Annotated in this window: 9 protein-coding genes; 7 read left to right on the forward strand and 2 right to left on the reverse strand. The window is 64.6% G+C overall.

The window, feature by feature from the left end; translation table 11 throughout:
- Positions 1-241 precede the first annotated feature (241 nt).
- Together hutC and NKI05_RS27100 are read right to left on the reverse strand one after the other, a co-directional pair.
- Entirely contained in the window at positions 242-982 is a 741-nt protein-coding gene (hutC, locus tag NKI05_RS27095; RefSeq protein ID WP_023816263.1) for a histidine utilization transcriptional repressor HutC, read from the reverse strand.
- Complete coding sequence (locus tag NKI05_RS27100; RefSeq protein WP_352497317.1) at positions 979-2,331, reverse strand: formimidoylglutamate deiminase; 1,353 nt, start codon at positions 2,329-2,331, stop codon at positions 979-981. Before NKI05_RS27100 ends, hutC begins: the two co-directional genes overlap by 4 nt.
- An 88-nt stretch (positions 2,332-2,419) precedes the next feature.
- On the opposite strand from NKI05_RS27100, the gene hutI reads away from it, so the two are divergent.
- From hutI to NKI05_RS27135, 7 genes are all read left to right on the forward strand, one after another.
- Positions 2,420-3,655, forward strand: a complete 1,236-nt coding sequence (gene hutI, locus NKI05_RS27105; protein WP_023816261.1) for an imidazolonepropionase — start codon at positions 2,420-2,422, stop codon at positions 3,653-3,655.
- On the forward strand, positions 3,652-5,190 hold the full coding sequence (gene hutH / locus NKI05_RS27110) for a histidine ammonia-lyase (RefSeq protein WP_023736403.1): 1,539 nt from the start codon (positions 3,652-3,654) through the stop codon (positions 5,188-5,190). The genes hutI and hutH overlap by 4 nt, the downstream gene beginning before the upstream one ends.
- 1 nt (position 5,191) lies before the next feature.
- Entirely contained in the window at positions 5,192-6,004 is an 813-nt protein-coding gene (gene hutG / locus NKI05_RS27115) for an N-formylglutamate deformylase (RefSeq protein ID WP_023672901.1), read from the forward strand.
- A gap of 28 nt (positions 6,005-6,032) precedes the next feature.
- On the forward strand, positions 6,033-7,703 hold the full coding sequence (hutU, locus tag NKI05_RS27120) for a urocanate hydratase (RefSeq protein ID WP_023705777.1): 1,671 nt from the start codon (positions 6,033-6,035) through the stop codon (positions 7,701-7,703).
- Positions 7,704-7,715: 12 nt separating this feature from the next.
- Positions 7,716-8,315: a HutD/Ves family protein gene (locus tag NKI05_RS27125; RefSeq protein WP_023682912.1), complete on the forward strand. Its 600-nt coding sequence runs from the start codon at positions 7,716-7,718 to the stop codon at positions 8,313-8,315.
- Between the two features lie 289 nt (positions 8,316-8,604).
- Complete coding sequence (locus tag NKI05_RS27130; protein ID WP_352793628.1) at positions 8,605-17,184, forward strand: glycoside hydrolase family 94 protein; 8,580 nt, start codon at positions 8,605-8,607, stop codon at positions 17,182-17,184.
- 343 nt (positions 17,185-17,527) lie between these two features.
- Entirely contained in the window at positions 17,528-19,300 is a 1,773-nt protein-coding gene (locus NKI05_RS27135; RefSeq protein ID WP_023672897.1) for a glucan ABC transporter ATP-binding protein/ permease, read from the forward strand.
- Positions 19,301-19,341 lie beyond the last annotated feature (41 nt).

Consider the following 19,341-nt stretch of genomic DNA (forward strand, 5'->3'; position numbering starts at 1 on the left):
CGGCCCAGCCGTCATCAACAAGCGATTCGTGTGTCATCGCAGCGTAGAATCACACCCGATTCCGCAGGGCAATACCTATCTTAGCGCCTATGCCCTCGAGGGGAGGGTCGGCGAGTAGTCGAAGCGAAGCGGAGACTGCGAGACGGGGTGGGGTCGGCGAGGCTGCACCGACCCCACCCCGCGTCACCAGTGCCGCCTTGCGGCACTTGCTCCGCGACCCTCCCCTCGAGGGGGAGGGTAATCACCCCTGCGAAGGCTTGAACCTCGCCACCAACGTGTGGCTCTCCGCGGCGTAGGTGAACCTCACCTGCGTCACCGGGTGCTCGGCGCTCCAGGTCCGGCGCTCGACCACCAGACAGGGCGTGCCGGTTGCGATGTCGAGCGCTTCGGCAATATGTCTGTCGGCCGCTACCGCGCGGATGCGGTGCTCGGCCTCGCTCCATGGCACGCGGCCGATCAGCCAGGGGCTGGGCGCGATGTCGAGAAACTCTTCCTCGGCGGCTTCCGCGACGGCGGCGAGATTGATCAGCCGCTGTTCGTGCGCGAATGGCCGCTTGCCGGCAAAATGCCGGCATTCCAGCGCCAGCACTTGTCCGGCGGCGCTCAATTCCAGCAAGCCACGGTCCTCGGCGCCGCTGCGCCTTTTCTGCCGCGCCAAGCGCTCGTAGCGATAGGCCAGGCCAAGCGCCTCGACCTCGATCCTGATGTCGTGGATTTCCAGCACCGCGGCCTGCGATTGCGGCTGGCGCACGAAACTGCCCGAACGGCGGCGGCGCTCGATCAGCCCGGCCTTGGCCAGTTGCGACAGCGCCTTGTTCACCGTCATGCGCGAGCAATGATACTGCGCCGTCAGCTCGTGCTCGAACGGGATGCGGTGGCCCGGCGCCCAGGCGCCGGACATTATTTTCTCGCTGATGTCGGACAGGATGCGCTGGTGCAGCGAGCCGCCGCCTTCCGACGCCGCTGTCTCAATCATGCTCATGCCGAAAGCGCCGTCATCACCTGGCGAAAGCGCTCTGCAATCGGCTCGCGCCTGGAATGCCGGCCGCCGCTGACCTGCTTTTTCCCATGCACCCAGACGCAATCGACCTTGCCGCCATTGGCAAAGATCCAGGCGTCGAGGATCGCATCGCCACTTTTTCCGGCCAGCGAAGGATGGTTTTCGTCGAGGGAGACGAAATCAGCCGCGGCGCCGGCGGCGATCCGCGACGGGCCGGCGCCGAGTGCGGTGCTGCCGCCATCGAGGGCGGCGTCGAACAGAGCCCGCCCGGTCGAGCCGCCGGCCACCGCCAGCACATTGCGGGCGCGGTGTGCGAGGCGCTGCGAATATTCGAGCTGGCGCAATTCATCCGGCAGGCCGATCAGCACGTTGGAATCCGAGCCGACGCCGAAGCGGCCGCCATGTTCGATGAACAGAGGTGCTGAAAAGGTGCCGTCGCCGAGATTGGCCTCGGTGATCGGGCAAAGCCCGGCAATGGCGCCGCTTCTGGCCATGCCGGATGTCTCAGCCTCGGTCATGTGGGTGGCGTGAATCAGGCACCAACGCTTGTCGATCCCGGCATTGGCGAGCAGCCATTCGACCGGTCGCGCACCCGACCACGCCAGGCAATCCTCGACCTCCTTCACCTGCTCGGCGACGTGGATGTGGATCGGTCCGTCCGGCGCAATGGCGGCAACAGCGCTGAGTTCCTCCGGCGCCGCGGCGCGCAGGCTGTGCGGGGCGACGCCGACGACAGCCTGATTCAACGCACGAACCGATTCGCGGCTTTTCTCAAGCAAGCGTTCGAACCGATTCACATCGTTGATGAATCGCCGCTGGCCTTCGTTGGGCGCAGCGCCGCCGAAGGAGGAATGGGCATAAAATACCGGCAGCAGCGTCAGGCTGATCCCTGTTTCGTTGGCAGCGGCGGCGATCCGCTCCGCCATCTCGGCCAGGTTGGAATAGGGTGTTCCGTCGCGATCGTGGTGGAGATAATGAAACTCGCCGACGCGCGAGAACCCGGCCTCCAGCATCTCGACGTAAAGCTGTGCGGCGACCGCCTCGACCTGGTCCGGCGTCATCGACAGCGCGAAGCGGTACATCACCTCGCGCCAGCTCCAGAAGCTGTCGGCGGAGGGACCGCGCAGTTCGGCAAGCCCGGCCATGCCGCGCTGGAAGGCGTGGCTGTGCAGGTTCGGCATGCCGGGGACCAGAATGGCGTGGCGTTCGTCACCGCTCCGCGGCGACGTGTCGACTTCGACGGTTGCGATGCGACCGTCCGTGACGACGATCCGCACCTTGTCATGCCAGCCATCGGTCAGCAGCGCCTGTTCCGCAAAGATCGCCGTCACGTTTTTCTCCGAATTCCATAAACAATGCACTTGCAGCGCGTTTCAATATGTATATACATAATCGCCATCCAAGCAACGGAAAAAGATGATGGCGGCACAAGACAAAAGCCGGGCAGGGGGCCTTCAGCTTTGGCGTGATGCGCGCCTGGCAACCATGGCTGAAGGCGTTGCCGGACTTGGCATCGTCGAAAAGGGCGCGATCGTCTCCCGTGACGGCATCATCGTCTATGCCGGCCCGGAAGCCGACATGCCGTCAGCGTTGGCTCAGGGCGGCGAGACTACCGATTGCGAAGGCCGCTGGATCACGCCCGGCCTGATCGACTGCCACACCCATCTCGTCCATGCCGGCAACCGTGCCAACGAGTTCGAGATGCGGCTGGCCGGCGCCACCTATGAAGAAGTCGCCCGTGCTGGCGGCGGCATCGTCTCCTCGGTCAAATCCCTGCGTGCCGCGAGCGAAGACGCACTGGTTGCGCAGACGCTGCCACGCCTCGATGCGCTGATGGCCGAGGGCGTCACCACGGTAGAGGTAAAGTCGGGTTACGGGCTCGATCTCGAACATGAACAGAAGTCGCTTCGCGCCGCGCGGCAGCTGGACAAGCAACGCCCGGTCACGGTCCGCACCACCTTCCTCGGCGCGCATGCGCTGCCGCCGGAAGCAAAAGGCGACAAGGACGCTTTTGTCGATCTCGTCGCCAACACCATCCTCCCCGGAATCGCCGCCGAGGGCCTGGCTGACGCCGTCGACGGCTTTTGCGAGGGCATTGCCTTTTCGCCGGAACAGATTGCCCGCGTCTTCGACAAGGCCAAGGCGCTTGGCCTGCCGGTCAAACTCCATGCCGACCAGTTGTCCAACCTGCATGGCGCCGAACTCGCCGCCCGCTATGGCGCGCTGTCGGCCGACCATCTCGAATACACCGACGAGGCCGGCGCCGCAGCGATGGCCAAGGCCGGCACCGTGGCGACCATCCTGCCCGGCGCCTACTATTTCATCCGCGAAACCAAGAAGCCGCCGGTCGGCCTGTTCCGCCAGCACGGCGTCAAGATGGCGGTCGCCACCGACAACAATCCCGGGACGTCGCCGCTGACCTCGCTGTTGCTGACCATGAACATGGCAGCGACGCTTTTCGGCCTGACCGTCGAGGAATGCCTGGCCGGCACCACTCGCGAGGCTGCCCGCGCGCTTGGGCTGCTTGGCAAGACCGGCACGCTTGAGGCAGGAAAATCCGCCGACCTGGCGATCTGGGACATCGAGCGTCCGGCCGAACTCGTCTACCGCATGGGCTTCAACCCGCTCCATGCCCGCATCTGGAGAGGACAATGACCGAACTTAACCTGAAGCCCGGCAATGCGACGCTGGCCGACTGGCGCGCTATCTATCGTGGCGCCATGCCGAAGCTCGACGCCTCCTGCCGGCCAAAAATCAAGGCCAGCGCCGAGGCAGTCGCCCGCATCGTCGCCAAGGGTGAGCCGGTCTACGGCATCAACACCGGCTTCGGCAAACTGGCCAGCGTCCGCATTCCGGCCGAGGATCTAGAGACCCTGCAACGCAACATCGTTTTGTCGCATGCCGCCGGTGTCGGCGAGCCGATGCCGGTTTCGGTGGTTCGGCTGATGATGGCGCTGAAGCTCGCCAGCCTTGCGCAGGGCGCGTCGGGCGTACGGCCGCAAACCATCGAGTTGCTGGAAGCGATGCTGGCCAACGACGTCATCCCCATGGTGCCGGCGCAGGGCTCGGTCGGCGCCTCCGGCGATCTCGCGCCGCTGTCGCACATGACGGCGGTGATGATCGGCGTCGGCGAATGCTTTACACCGCATGGCCGCTTCCCGGCCAAGGTCGCTTTCGTCTCGCACGGCCTGGAGCCCGTGACGCTCGGCGCCAAGGAAGGTCTGGCGCTGCTCAACGGCACGCAGTTTTCCACCGCCTACGCGCTGGCCGCTCTGTTCGAGGCCGAAGTGCTGTATCAGTCGGCGCTGGTCGCCGGGGCGCTGTCGACCGACGCTGCCAAGGGCTCGGACGCGCCCTTCGATCGGCGCATCCATCTCCTGCGCAAACATCCCGGCCAGATCGAGACGGCGGAAGCGCTGCGCAACCTGATGGCCGGCAGCGCCATTCGTGAATCGCACCGCGTCGGCGATGAGCGCGTGCAGGATCCGTACTGCCTGCGCTGCCAGCCGCAGGTGATGGGTGCGGCGCTCAACGTGCTGCGCCAGGTCGCCGATACGCTCGGCACCGAGGCCAATGGCGTCACCGACAATCCGCTGATCTTCGCCGAGGACGATACTGCGCTGTCCGGCGGCAATTTCCACGCCGAGCCGGTGGCTTTCGCTGCCGACATGATCGCGCTTGCCGTCTGCGAGATCGGCTCGCTGTCGGAGCGCCGCATCGCCATGCTGGTAGACCCCGCGCTGTCCGGCATGCCGGCCTTCCTGACGCCGAAGCCCGGCCTGAACTCCGGCTTCATGATCCCGCAGGTGACGGCGGCGGCGCTCGTCTCTGAGAACAAGCAGAAGGCCTATCCGGCAAGTGTCGATTCCATCCCGACCTCGGCCAACCAGGAAGACCATGTCTCGATGGCCGCACACGGCGCTCGCCGGCTGATCGGCATGATCGAAAACGCCACGGCCGTCATCGGCATCGAACTCCTGGCCGCCGCGCAAGGCTGCGATTTCCATGCGCCGCTGGCGTCGAGTGCAGCTCTGGAAGCGGTTCGCAAGCTGGTCCGCGCCGAGGTGCCGCATCTCGACAATGACCGGCATTTCCACCCTGACATGGAAAAAGCCATCGCCATGGTGCGCAGCGGCGCTGCCATCAAGGCTGCGAGCGCGGTGACATTGCCTTCGATCTCGGGAGTCTGACATGACCGACTGGCTGACAGCGACGGAAGGCACGGCACCCCTGCTGGTGTCCATCCCGCACACGGGTATCGATCTCGCCGGCATCGACAATCGGCTGGTCTCGCCCTGGCTCGGCCGCCGCGATTGCGACTGGTGGATCGACAATCTCTACGATTTTGCCGCCGGCCTTGGCGCGACTGTCGTGCACACGTCGATCTCGCGCACCGTCATCGATGTCAACCGCGATCCTTCCGGCGCCTCGCTCTATCCCGGGCAGACGACAACGACGCTATGCCCGACCGAGACCTTCGACGGCGATCCGCTGTATCTGCCCGGCGCGGAACCGACGCCATCGGAGATAGACCAGCGCCGCATAGCGTATTTCGTGCCCTACCATGAAATGCTGGCGGCTCAGTCCGTCAGGCTGCGCGGCCTGCATGAGAAGGTCGTCATTTACGATTGCCACTCGATCCGGTCGGTGCTGCCGCGCCTGTTCTACGGCACGCTGCCGGTGTTCAATCTCGGCACCAATGACGGCCAGACCGCGGATCCTACGCTGCAGGCGCTGGTTGGCCAGATCATGGCCGAGAGCGGTGAAAGCAATGTCATCAACGGCCGTTTCAAGGGTGGCTGGATCACCCGCTATTTCGGCAATCCGCAAGGCGGCTACCATGCGCTGCAGATGGAACTTGCCGATCGCGGCTATTTGCGCGAGCCCGAGGGCAAGGGCGAACCGGACAATTGGCCGGTGCCTTATGATGCCGAGTTCGCCGCGCCGATGCGCGCCACACTGACGAAAATCCTCCAATCCGCCATTGACTGGGCCGGGCGCTGAGACGCCGCCTTACTCCAAAGGGACAATGATGAACAATCCTCGCCACAACATCCGCGAAGTGCGCGCGCCCCGCGGCGACAAGCTCAACGCCAAATACTGGACGACCGAAGCGCCGCTGCGCATGCTGATGAACAACCTCGATCCCGATGTCGCCGAAAACCCCAATGAGCTCGTCGTCTATGGCGGCATCGGCCGGGCCGCGCGCACCTGGAACGATTTCGACAGCATCGTCGCCTCGTTGAAGACCCTCAATGAAGACGAGACGCTGCTGGTCCAGTCCGGCAAGCCGGTCGGCGTCTTCCGGACGCACACCGATGCGCCGCGCGTGCTGATCGCCAACTCCAACATCGTGCCGCATTGGGCGACCTGGGATAAATTCAACGAGCTCGATAAAAAAGGCCTGATGATGTACGGCCAGATGACGGCCGGCTCCTGGATCTATATCGGCACGCAAGGCATCGTGCAGGGCACCTACGAGACCTTCGTCGAGGCCGGCCGCCAGCACTACAATGGCAACCTTACGGGCAAATGGATCCTGACCGGCGGCCTCGGCGGCATGGGCGGCGCCCAGCCGCTTGCCGCCGTCATGGCCGGCGCCTGCTGCCTCGCCATCGAATGCAATCCGGACTCGATCGATTTCCGGCTGCGCACCCGCTATGTCGACGAGAAGGCCGAGACGCTCGACGAAGCGATGGAAATGATCGAGCGCTGGACCAAGGCCGGCGAGGCGAAGTCGGTCGGCCTGCTCGGCAATGCGGCCGACATCGTGCCGGAAATGTTCAAGCGGGGCATCCGCCCCGACATGGTCACCGACCAGACCTCGGCGCATGACCCGATTAACGGCTATCTGCCCAAGGGCTGGACGATGGCTGAGTGGCGCGAGAAGCGCGTCTCCGATCCCAAGGCTGTCGAGAAGGCCGCCCGCGCCTCGATGCGCGAGCATGTCGAGGCGATGGTCGCGTTCTGGAATGCCGGCGTGCCGACGCTCGACTATGGCAACAACATCCGCCAGGTCGCCAAGGACGAAGGCTTCGAGAACGCCTTTGCCTTCCCGGGCTTCGTGCCGGCCTATATAAGGCCGCTGTTCTGCCGCGGCATCGGCCCGTTCCGCTGGGCTGCTCTTTCGGGCGATCCCGAGGATATCTACAAGACGGACGCCAAGGTGCGCGAACTCACCCCCGGCAACACCCATCTGCACAACTGGCTGGACATGGCACGTGAGCGCATCGCCTTCCAGGGCCTGCCGGCGCGCATCTGCTGGGTCGGCCTCGGCGACCGCCACAGGCTGGGGCTCGCCTTCAACGAGATGGTGGCCAGGGGCGAACTCAAGGCGCCCGTCGTCATCGGCCGCGACCATCTCGATTCCGGCTCGGTGGCTTCGCCCAACCGCGAGACGGAAGCGATGAAGGACGGCTCCGACGCCGTCTCCGACTGGCCGCTGCTCAATGCGTTGCTCAACACCGCGTCGGGCGCAACCTGGGTGTCGCTGCATCATGGCGGTGGCGTCGGCATGGGCTTCTCGCAGCATGCCGGCATGGTCATCGTCGCCGACGGCACGCCGGACGCCGCAAGGCGCCTGCAGCGCGTGTTGTGGAACGATCCGGCGACAGGCGTCATGCGCCACGCCGATGCCGGCTACGACATCGCCATCGAGTGCGCGAAGGAGCACCAGCTCAATCTGCCCGGTATTTTAGGCTGATTGGCTTAAATGATGCGCATCCTACGGGCCGCCGACTACCGGGTCATGCCGTGGAAGAATGGCGGCGGCACGACCACCGAGATCGCCGTCTCGCCGGACGGCGCCGGCCTGGACGATTTCGACTGGCGCGTTTCGATGGCGCGAGTCGAGGATAGCGGGCCGTTCTCGGGCTTTGCCGGCGTCGACCGCACGCTGGCCGTGCTGGAAGGCGAGGGCATCGTCCTCGACATTGCTGGCCGGCGGCCGGCCGAAGTGACGGCGGCTTCCGCCCCGCTGTCCTTCCCGGCCGATGTGCCGACCTCGGCGGCGCTGATCTCCGGTCCGATCACCGACCTCAACGTTATGACCCGCCGCGGGCGGGCCATGCACACGGTCGAGCGCCTGGTGGTCTCGGTTCCGACCGATATCCGGCCGACCAGCGCTATGACCCTGATCCTGCCGTTCGACGGCGAGGTCGGCCTCAGCGGCCCGACATCGTCTCGTCTTGGACCCCTCGACACGCTGTTGCTCGGTCCGCAGGCGAAACTACGGGTTGAACCGGTACGGCCGACGACCGTGTTCGTCATCCGGATAGCCAGGCTGGGCCAGCCGCACCGCCAGCACAACGATTAACGCCTGTTGCCAAACATGATCGCACGCCGGAGAAATCTGGCGTAAGCTGTTGTCTGGATCACGAAAAAGCCCGAATCCTTCCGTCGTTCCAAGGCGGACGGGAGGGCAGGGGTGCTCGTCCTTGAATTGTCGAAAGCCCCACTTAAAATGTCGAAGGGATAACGCCTCTGGCGTGGTGCGAAGCAAAACTTTCGGCCAGTGTAATCATGCAACCAATTGCATTTGAATCGGTTTTAGGGACATTGCCGTGGCGGTGGCGCCGCATCGCGTCCCCCATGCGGAATTTTCAATGAATATCCAGACAAATCCTGCCCATATCGAAAAGTCCAGCGCCGGCTTCCCGGTCATCACCGAAGAGCCGATACGCTCCAATTTCCTGCCCGAAGAGCGGCTGCGCGCGCTGGGCGAAAGCCTTGCCAAGGGCGACATCAAGGACCTGTTCGGCCTGACGCCGTTCGATTTCCAGGCCCGCATCCGCGACAGCGCCAAGAAAATCCTCGAAGTCTACCGCTCGACCAATGCCGCCCAGGCCAAGGGCGAAACCATCACGCCTGCCGCCCAATGGCTGCTCGACAACAATTATCTCGTCGAGGAGACCATTTTTCAGGTGAAGCGCGACCTGCCGCGCCGTTTCTACCGGCAGTTGCCGACCCTGAAAGTGGCCGATCGCGCCGCGGTGCCGCGCGCGCTGGCCCTGGCCTGGAGCTATGTCGCCCATTCCGACAGTTCGGTTTCGGCGACCATGTTCAAATCCATCGTCGAGGGTTTTCAGTCGGTCGAGCCGCTCAAGATCGGCGAGCTCTGGGCGCTGCCGTCGCTGCTGCGCTTCGTTTTGATCGAGAATCTGCGCCGCATCGCCGTGCGCGTCGACCGCACCAGGCAGATGCGCCATATCGCCAACGAGGTCGCCGACCGCGTGCTGGCGACCGACGACAATGCAGACCGCCGGAAGATCCTGTCGGGCTACGGCGCGCATGCGCAGGACACCACCTTCGCCACCCAGTTGCTCTACCGCCTGCGCGACGGCTCGCAGAATGCCGGCAGGGCGCTGGAATGGCTGGAGGTCGAGCTCGAGAAAACCGGCTCCGACGCCGAGGAAATCATCATTTCCGAGCATCGCACGCTGTCCAGCGGCAATGTCACCACCGGCAATATCATCCGCGGCCTGCGCCTCATCAACGACGTCGACTGGACGGTGTGGTTCGAGGGCGTCAGCCGCATCGACACGCTGTTGCGCGAGCGCACCGATTTCGCCGCGCTCGATTTCTTTTCGCGCGACCAGTACCGCACGTCGATCGAGCAACTGGCGCGCCGCTCCGACCTGTCCGAATTCCGTGTCGCCGAAAAGGCCATCGAGCTGGCCAGCCATGTTCCCGGGGTCACCGATGCCTCCGGCGTGCCGGATGCATCAGCCGATCCGGCCATGCATACCGATGTCGGCTTCTTCCTGGTCGGCCCGCGCCGGCCGGATCTGGAAAAGGCGATCGGCTATCGGCCGCCCTTCCATGTGACTTTCAAGCGCGCCTTCACCGCCACGGGCTGGCTCGGCATCGTTGTGCCGGTCTTCCTGCTGACGGTGCTGCTGCTGGTTGTCTCCGGCAATGCGCTTGCCCATCTCGGCCTGTCGGTGGAATCCATCACGCTGATGCTGGCGCTGTTTGCGGTGCCTGCCAGCGAAGGCGCGCTCGCCTTCTTCAACACCGTTGTTTCACTGTTCCTGAAGCCGACGCGGCTCGTCGGCTATGATTACAAGCACGGCATTCCGGCGGCATCACGCACCTTGGTCGTGGTGCCGTCGCTGATCGGCTCGCGCGATGATGTCGAGGAAAACATCCGCAACATCGAGGTGCATCACCTCGCCAACACGGCCGAAGAAATCCATTTCGCGCTGCTGTCCGACTGGCCGGATTCCAAGACCGAGATCGACGCCGCCGACATCGAGATCCTGCAATATGCGCGCGACGAGATCGCCAGGCTCAATGCCCGTTATCCCTCGGAAGGCGCGCCGCGTTTCTATATCCTGCATCGCCGCCGGCTCTACAACCAGGCGCAGGGCGCCTGGATGGGCTGGGAGCGCAAGCGCGGCAAGCTGCATGAGCTGAACCTTCTCTTGCGCGGCGACAGCGACACCACCTTCCTGCCGCTCGACGTGCCGCTGCCGGAAAAGGTCGTCTATGTCATGACGCTCGACGCCGACACGCGCACCACGCGCGACGCCGTGTCGTCACTGGTCGGCAAGCTCGCCCATCCGCTCAACCGCCCGCATTTCGACGCGACAAAGCGCGTCGTTACCGCCGGCTACACCATTCTGCAGCCGCGCATCACAGCCTCGCTCACCAGCGGCGACGACGCTTCTTTCTTCCAGCGCGTCTTCTCGTCCAACAGCGGTCTCGATCCTTACGTCTTTGCCGTCTCGGATCTCTACCAGGACGTCTTCAGCGACGGCTCCTTCACCGGCAAGGGCCTTTATCACGTCGACGCTTTCGAGGCGGCGCTGCAGGGCCGCATCGAGGAAAACACCGTCCTCAGCCACGATCTGCTCGAAGGTGCGCTGGCGCGCGCAGCACTTGTCACCGACGTCGAACTGGTCGAGGACTATCCTACCCGCTACTCGGTCGACGCCTCGCGCCACCACCGCTGGGCGCGCGGCGACTGGCAGCTGCTGCGCTTCATCTTCTCGCCGCGTTCCGGCGTGCCGGCGCTGTCGCGCTGGAAGATGGTCGACAATCTGCGCCGCTCGCTGACCCCGATCTTCTGGGTGATGGCGGCGATCGCCGGCTGGACGCTGCTGCCCTTCACGCAGGCCGCGCAGTGGCAGGCGCTGCTGATCCTGTCGCTGTTCATGGCGCCGACCTTCGATGTCGTCAACGCCATCCTGCCCAAGAGCGGCGACCAGACGCCGCGCGGCCATTTCTCCGCGCTGGCGCACGACACCGTCTTCGGCACGGCCCTTGTGGCGCTGAAAGTGCTGTTGATGGCGCACAATGCCTGGATGATGGGCGACGCCATCGTGCGCACGCTCTACCGCCTGTTCGTCAGCCGCCAGAACCTGCTGGAATGGCGCACCGCGTCGCAGGCGCACAAGGGCGGCGACAACGATATCGGCTCCTATTACAGCATGATGTATGGCGCCGTGATCATCGGCGTCGTCGGTCTCGCTATCCCCGTGCTGGCCGATTCCACCGGTGCCTTCGTCGCCTTCTTCTTCGCTCTGTTCTGGATCGGTTCGCCGGCGGTTGCCTGCTGGATCAGCCGCTCGGCCGAGACCGAGGACCGCCTGCGCATATCGCAGGCCGACATCCACGCGCTGCGCACCGTGGCGCGCCGCACCTGGCATTATTTCGAAACCTTCGTCACGGCCGAGCACCACAATCTGCCGCCCGACAATTTCCAGGAAAGCCCGGCGCCCGTTGTAGCGCCGCGGACGTCGCCGACCAATATCGGCGTCTACCTGCTGTCGGTGGTGTCGGCACGCGATTTCGGCTGGATTGCGCTCTCCGACGCCATCACCCGGATCGACGCCACGATGACGACCATCGAGAGCATGCCGCGCAACCGTGGCCACCTCTTCAACTGGTACGACACCACGACGCTCAAACCGCTCTATCCGCTCTACATCTCCGCCGTCGACAGCGGCAATCTCGCCGGACATCTGGTCGCGGTGGCGGCTGCCTGCGCCGAATGGGCGGAAGCCCCGTCCGTTCACCTGCAGGGCGATTTCGAAGGCGTCCTCGACACGGTGAGTATCCTCGACGAGAGCCTCGAGGAATTGCCTGACGACCGCCGGCAACTGCGGCCGTTGCGCCAGCGTCTGGCCGATCGCCTCGATGGCATGCGGCGCGCCGTCATGACCATCAAGGCGCAGCCGGAGATGGCCTCGATCCGCACGATCAACCTGGCCGTGCTTGCCGGCGAGATCCGCAAGCTCGCCACCGCCATCCACACCGAGGCCGGATCGCAGCGGAGCGACATTATCGCCGACTGGGCGGCCCGGCTGGAAGCGACCTGCGAGGCGCATGTGCATGACTCGCACAGCGACGAAAACGCCGTCGAAGCCTTGCGCGCCAAGCTGCTGGCGCTGCGCGAACGCTGCCGCCGCTATGCCTTCGAGATGGATTTCTCTTTCCTGATGCGTCAGGAGCGCAAACTGCTCTCGATCGGCTACCGGGTCGAGGAGCACCAGCTCGACGAGAGCTGCTACGATCTGCTCGCCTCCGAGGCGCGGCTGACCAGCCTGTTCGCCATCGCCAAGGGTGACCTGCCGACGGAGCATTGGTTCCGGCTTGGAAGGCCGATCGTCGAGATCGGCTTCCAGGGTGCGCTGATGTCCTGGTCGGGCTCGATGTTCGAGTATCTGATGCCGCCTTTGGTAATGAAGGAGCCGCAGGGGTCGATCCTCAACCAGACCAGCAAGCTGATCATCAAGCGCCAGATCCAGTACGCGCGTTCGAAGAACGTGCCCTGGGGCATTTCGGAAGCGGCCTACAATGCCCGCGACCGCGAACTGACCTACCAGTATACCAATTTCGGCGTGCCCGGACTTGGTCTCAAGCGCGGCCTTGGCCAGAACACGGTGATCGCGCCTTACGCCACGATCCTCGCGGCGCAGTTCACACCGCGCGAATCCGTCCAGAATCTGGCCAGGCTGCGCTCCATCGGCGCTCTCGGCCGGCATGGCTTTTACGACGCCGTCGACTTCACGCCGCAGCGCGTGCCGGAAGGCACCGACCATGCCGTTGTCCTGAACTACATGGCGCATCACTCCGGCATGTCGATCGCCGCCGTTGCCGACGCCATCTTCGAGGGCCGGCTGCGCGACCGCTTCCACAGCGATCCGGTGATCGAGTCTGCCGAACTCCTGCTGCAGGAGAGGGCGCCGCGCGACATCCCGACCGCCACGGTCAGGACCGAAGCCGACGAGCGTTCGAAGGACGAGACCGAGGTCGAGAGCCCGGACTCGCGCATTATCCTCGACCCGCTGAGGGCGTTGCGCGCCACCAGCGTCATGTCCAATGGCCGCTACTCCGTCATGGTCTCGGCCACCGGTTCCGGTTACAGCCGCTGGGGCGAACTCGCCGTCACCCGTTGGCAGCCCGACCCGACCGAAGACCGGCTCGGCTCCTACATCTTCCTGCGCGACGCCGGCAGCGGCGACTGGTGGTCGGCCACCGCAGAGCCGAAGCAGGCGACCGGCGAGAGAGTGCAAACGCTGTTTTCCGACGACAAGGCGAGCTTCGTCAAAACAGTGGGCTCGCTGCGTTCGGAGGTCGAATGCATCGTCATCTCGGAAGGCAATGGCGAGGGACGGCGCGTCACGCTCTACAATGACGGCGCCACTGACCGGCATATCGAGGTGACCTCGTTTGCCGAGTTGGTGCTGGGCAACGAAGCCTCCGACAATGCCCATCCTGCGTTCTCGAAAATGTTTATCGAGACCGAGATCGCTGCCAACAACGGTGCCATCTTTGCCACCAGGCGCAAGCGCGACAAGCACGAGCCTGACGTCACCATGGTGCATTTCGTCACCGATCCGTCCGGGTCGGCGCGCGATGCCGAGGCCGAAACCGACCGCCGTGCCTTCATCGGCCGTGGCCGTACCATCGCGGAAGCGGCGGCCTTCGATCCCGGCGCCAAGCTTGGCGGTCACCACGGCTTCACCCTCGATCCGGTAGCGGCCCTGCGCCGCCAGGTGCGGGTGCCGGCCAACAAGAAGATATCGCTGACCTTCTGGACCGCCGTCGGCGCCAACCGCGCCGAACTTGACGAGGCCATCGCCAGGCTCGACCATCCCGAAAGTTTTGCCCGCCAGGCGATGCTTGCCTGGACGCGTTCGCAGGTGCAGACCCGCCATCTTGGTCTCAGCCTGACCGACGCCGCCAACGTGCAGAAGCTGGCGCGCTTCCTGATCTATCCCGATCCGTTCCTGCGCCTGCCCGGCGAATCCATCGCTTCGGGGCTGGGCAAGCAGTCCAGCCTGTGGCCGACCAGCATTTCGGGCGATTTCCCGATCTTCCTGGTCCGCATCGGCGACGTGGCCGACCTCGAAATTGTCGCCCAGGCGCTGCGCTTCCAGGAGTATATGCGCGCCCGCGGCATGATGATCGACTTCGTGGTCGTCAACGAGCAGGCATCGTCCTATGTCCAGGACCTGCAGCGCGCGGTCGAGACGCTGTGCGAAAACAGCCGCCTGCGCGGCAAGGAACTCGGGCCGCGCCAGCACATCTTCGCCGTGCGCCGCGACCTGATGGACGAGGCGACGTACAAGACGCTGCTGGCGGTTGCCCGCGTGGTTCTGCACACGCGCAACGGCACCATCTTCGACCAGATCGAACGCGCCGAGGCGGCAGCCTTGCAAGCACGCGATGCCCTGCAGCCGGTGGCCCCCGCGTCGCTGCGCGAGCCGTCTCTGCCGGTGCCGGCGGCGCCTGCATACCATGCCGCGTCCGACAGCAGCGCCGACGGCAGCGGCCTCAGCCAATGGAACGGCTTTGGCGGTTTCGAGGGCGACGGCCGCCACTATGTCACCCGCCTTGCCGGGCGGCGCTCGACGCCGCAGCCCTGGATCAACGTCGTCTCGAACGCCTCGTTCGGATTCCATGTCTCGGCCGAAGGCGCTGCCTTCACCTGGAGCCGCAACAGCCGCGATTACCAGCTGACGCCATGGTCGAACGATCCGGTCACCAACCGGCCGGGCGAGGGCATCTACATCTACGATCAGGCCAGCGGCAAGGCATTCTCGCCGCTGGCTGCCGTGGTCCGCGATCCCTCGATGACCTATGAGACATGGCACGGCCAGGGCTTCTCCACCTTCCGGTCCAAACGCGGCCCGCTGTCGATGGATCTGACGCACGTCGTCGATCCCGTCGATCCAGTGAAGATCACGCGGCTGCGCATCCAGAACTCAGGCTCGGGGCCGGCGCGGCTGCGCGTCTATGCCTATGCCGAATGGGTTCTCGGCAGCCATCGCTCGAGCACTGCTGCGACCATCATCCCGTCCAGGGATCCAGCGACCGGCGCGCTTCTGGCGCAAAACCCCTACGGTCTCGATTTCGGCGACCGGGTGGCCTTCCTGGCCGCCACCGGTCCGGTGCATTCGGTGACAGCCGATCGTGGCGAGTTCATCGGCAGGCACGGCACCAGCGCCTTCCCGCACACTGTCGTCAGCGGCGCCGGCCTGTCGGGCCGCGTCGAGGCCGGCGACGATCCGTGCGCAGCTGTCGCCAGCGACATCGACATCCCTGCCGGCGGCGACGTCACGCTGGTCTGGCTGCTTGGCGACGCCGCTACATCAGCCGAAGCGAGCGCGTTGGTGCAGACCCATTCGGGCAAGGATTTCGACCAGCGGCTGGCCGATAATGAACGCGTCTGGCGCGGCTTCCTCGACACCATCCAGGTCGAGACGCCCGACAAGGCGCTCGACGCCATGGTCAATCACTGGCTGCCCTATCAGAGCCTGGCCTGCCGCATCCGCGCCCGCTCGGCCTTTTATCAGGCAAGCGGCGCCTTCGGCTTCCGCGACCAGCTGCAGGACACGCTGGCCCTGCTTGCGCATGATCCGAAACTGGCGCGCGACCAGATCCTCAATGCGGCGCGCCGGCAGTTCCCCGAAGGCGATGTCCAGCATTGGTGGTTGCCGCGCACCGACGCAGGCGTGCGCACCATGATCTCCGACGATGTGGTCTGGCTGGCGCATGCCACCAATCGCTACATCGAGGTGACCGGCGATACAGGGATCCTGAAGGAGCAGCTGCCTTTCATCGACGGGCAGGTGCTGGGCGAGGGCGAGCACGACGCCTTCTTCACGCCGGAAATCTCCAAGACGAACGCGTCGCTCTACGACCATTGCGCGCGTGCGCTCGACCTTGCGGTCAAGCGCAGCAGCCCGGCCGGGCTGCCGCTGATCCTCGGCGGCGACTGGAACGACGGCATGAACCGCGTCGGCGAAGCCGGCAAGGGGGAGAGTGTCTGGCTCGGCTGGTTCCTTTTGACGACGCTGGGCGACTTTACCACCGTGGCCAAGGGGCAGGGCGACACCAAGCGGGCGCAGGCCTGGACAAAACACGCCGATGTGCTGAAGCGGGCGCTGGAAAGCACCGCCTGGGACGGCCAGTGGTATCGCCGCGGCAGCTACGACGACGGCACGCCGCTTGGCTCGCATAATTCGGACGAGTGCAAGATCGACTCCATCGCGCAGTCGTGGAGCGTGCTCTCCGGCGAGGGCGACCCCGCGCGCTCGACCACGGCGATGCAGCAGGCGACGAACCTGCTGGTCGACGACAAGCTCAAGATCGTCAAACTGTTTACCCCGGCCTTCCAGAACACGAGAAAGGACCCTGGTTACATCAAGAGTTATCCGCCGGGCGTGCGCGAGAACGGCGGCCAGTACACCCATGCGGCGACCTGGTTCGTGATCGCGCTCGCCGAAATGGGCCGCACCGACGATGCCTATCGCTGCTTCTCGATGCTGAACCCGGTCAACCATGCGCTCGACGATGCATCGGCCGAGCATTATCGCGTCGAGCCGTACGTCGTCGCCGCCGACATCTATTCCGGTGAGGACAAGGGCGGTCGCGGCGGCTGGACCTGGTATACGGGCTCAGCGGGATGGCTCTACCGTGCTGCGGTCGAAGGCATTCTGGGCATTGAGCGGCGGGGCAAGCAGATCACGTTCCGGCCGAAACTGCCCAGCCATTGGGACGGCTATTCTGCCACGCTGAAGATGCTGGGGTCGGAGATCAAGGTTCGCGTCATCCGCGACAAAAAGGCCAAATCCATCTCGCTCGAAGTCAATGGAACCAAGACAAAATCTTCCGGTTTTCAGCCGAAAGCCGGCGACAAGACCGAGGTGGTCGTCAAGATACCCTCGTAAAATCAAAGGCTTCAGGTTATTGACGCGCGCCTTTCGAGGCGCGCGTTTTCTACTTCGGCATGCTCCTGGCGCAGAACGGCGTGCCTTCCCGAAAACGGCGGTCCAAGCGTGCAGTGACTAAAAATGTGGCAGGGCCAGCTGCTGCCATGATTTTGCCGCAAGACTGACATTTCACCTTTTATCTCAAACCGTTAGGTGATCACGGCAGATTTCGCAACGTCGTCATCTTTTGTTCGCAGAATGGGAACGGAAGAAGTAGACGGGCATTGTTTTGCGACCCGTTAACCGGTACGTGTCAAGAAATGGTGCGGTGCACAATAATGTTTTGGGCGGAGTAGCTGAAGTGTCACTTCTGCAAATCTACTGGAGAGCGCTGGGTTATCTCGCAGCCGACAGGAAGCGCGTTGCGTTTATCTGCGGTGCGAATGTCGCGCTCGCCATTATCGCCATCCTCGAGCCGATCATGTTCGGCCGGGTAATCGACGCCATCTCCGATAAGGGTTCGGTGTTTTCGACGCTGGCGCTGTGGGCCGGTCTCGGCGCCTTTAACATCGTCGCCTTCGTGCTGGTGGCGCGCGGCGCCGACCGTTTTGCCCACAAGCGGCGCAGCGAGGTGCTGTGCCAGTCGTTCGAGCGCGTGATCACCATGCCGCTCGCCTGGCACCACCAGCGCGGCACCTCCAACGCGCTGCACACGCTGCTGCGCGCCGTCGAGACGCTGTTCAGCCTGTGGCTTGAATTCATGCGCCAGCATCTGTCGACGGCTGTTGCGCTGGCTCTGCTGATTCCGACCGCTATAAGCATGGATCTTCGCATGTCGCTGGTGCTGATGGCGCTGGGCGTTCTCTATGTCGGCATCGGCCGGCTTGTGATGAAGCGCACCAAGGCGGGCCAGGCCGCGGTCGAGCGTCACTACCATCAGGTCTTCGCGCATGTGACCGACTCGGTCAGCAATGTCGCCGTGCTGCAGAGCTACAACCGTCTCGGCCACGAGGCCGATACGCTGCGCCGCTATGTCAAGAACCTGCTCGACGCGCAGAACCCGGTGCTCGACTGGTGGGCGATGGCCAATGCGTTGCACCGCCTGTCGTCGACCATATCGATGATGGTTGTGCTTTTGATCGGCGCCTATCTGGTCACCCATGGCCAGCTCAAGATCGGCGACGTCATCGCCTTCACCGGCTTTGCCACGCTGCTGATTGCCCGCCTCGACCAGATGTCGGCTTTCGCCAACCAGATTTCGGAAGCCCGCGCCAAGCTCGAGGACTTCTATCACCTCGAGGATTCGGCCGCCGACTCCGCCGAGCCGGACGGCTTGCGCGACCTCACCAACGTCACCGGCCACGTCCGCTTCGAGAATGTCGGCTTCGAGTTTGCCAATTCGAGGCAGGGCGTCGACGACGTCTCCTTCGAAGTCCAGGCCGGGCAGACGGTTGCCATCGTCGGCCCGACCGGCGCCGGCAAGACGACGCTGATCAACCTCTTGCAGCGCGTCTTCTCGCCGTCTCATGGCCGTATCCTGATCGACGGCATCGACACCCGCACGGTGACCCGCAAGTCGCTGCGTCATTCGATCGCCACCGTCTTCCAGGATGCCGGCCTGCTCAACCGCTCGATCGAGGACAACATCCGCGTCGGTCGTGCCGAGGCGACTTATGACGAGGTTCACGCCGCCGCCAATGCGGCTGCCGCGCAGGATTTCATCCTTGCCAAGAGCGCCGGCTATGACACCGTCGTTGGCGAGCGCGGCGGCCAGCTTTCAGGCGGCGAGCGTCAGCGCATCGCCATTGCCCGCGCCGTGCTCAAGGACGCACCGATCCTGGTGCTCGACGAGGCAACGAGCGCGCTCGATGTCGAGACCGAGGACCGCGTCAAGGAAGCCATCGACGAACTGAGGCGCAACCGCACCACCTTCATCATCGCCCACCGCCTGACCACCGTCCGCGACGCCGACCTGGTCGTGTTCATGGACAAGGGCAAGGTGGTCGAGATGGGCGGCTTCGCCGAACTGTCGCTGCGCAATGGCCGTTTCGCCAGCCTGCTGCGCGCCGGCGGCCTGCTCAACGACGAGGAAGTCCGCCGTCTCAGCCGCACGGTGAATATCGAAGCTGCGTAAGCTTTTTTACCTCCCCCTTGTGGGGAGGTCGGACCGAAGGT

The sequence above is a fragment of the Mesorhizobium sp. M0771 genome (assembly GCF_040320155.1).
In the GTDB taxonomy this organism is placed as follows: domain Bacteria; phylum Pseudomonadota; class Alphaproteobacteria; order Rhizobiales; family Rhizobiaceae; genus Mesorhizobium.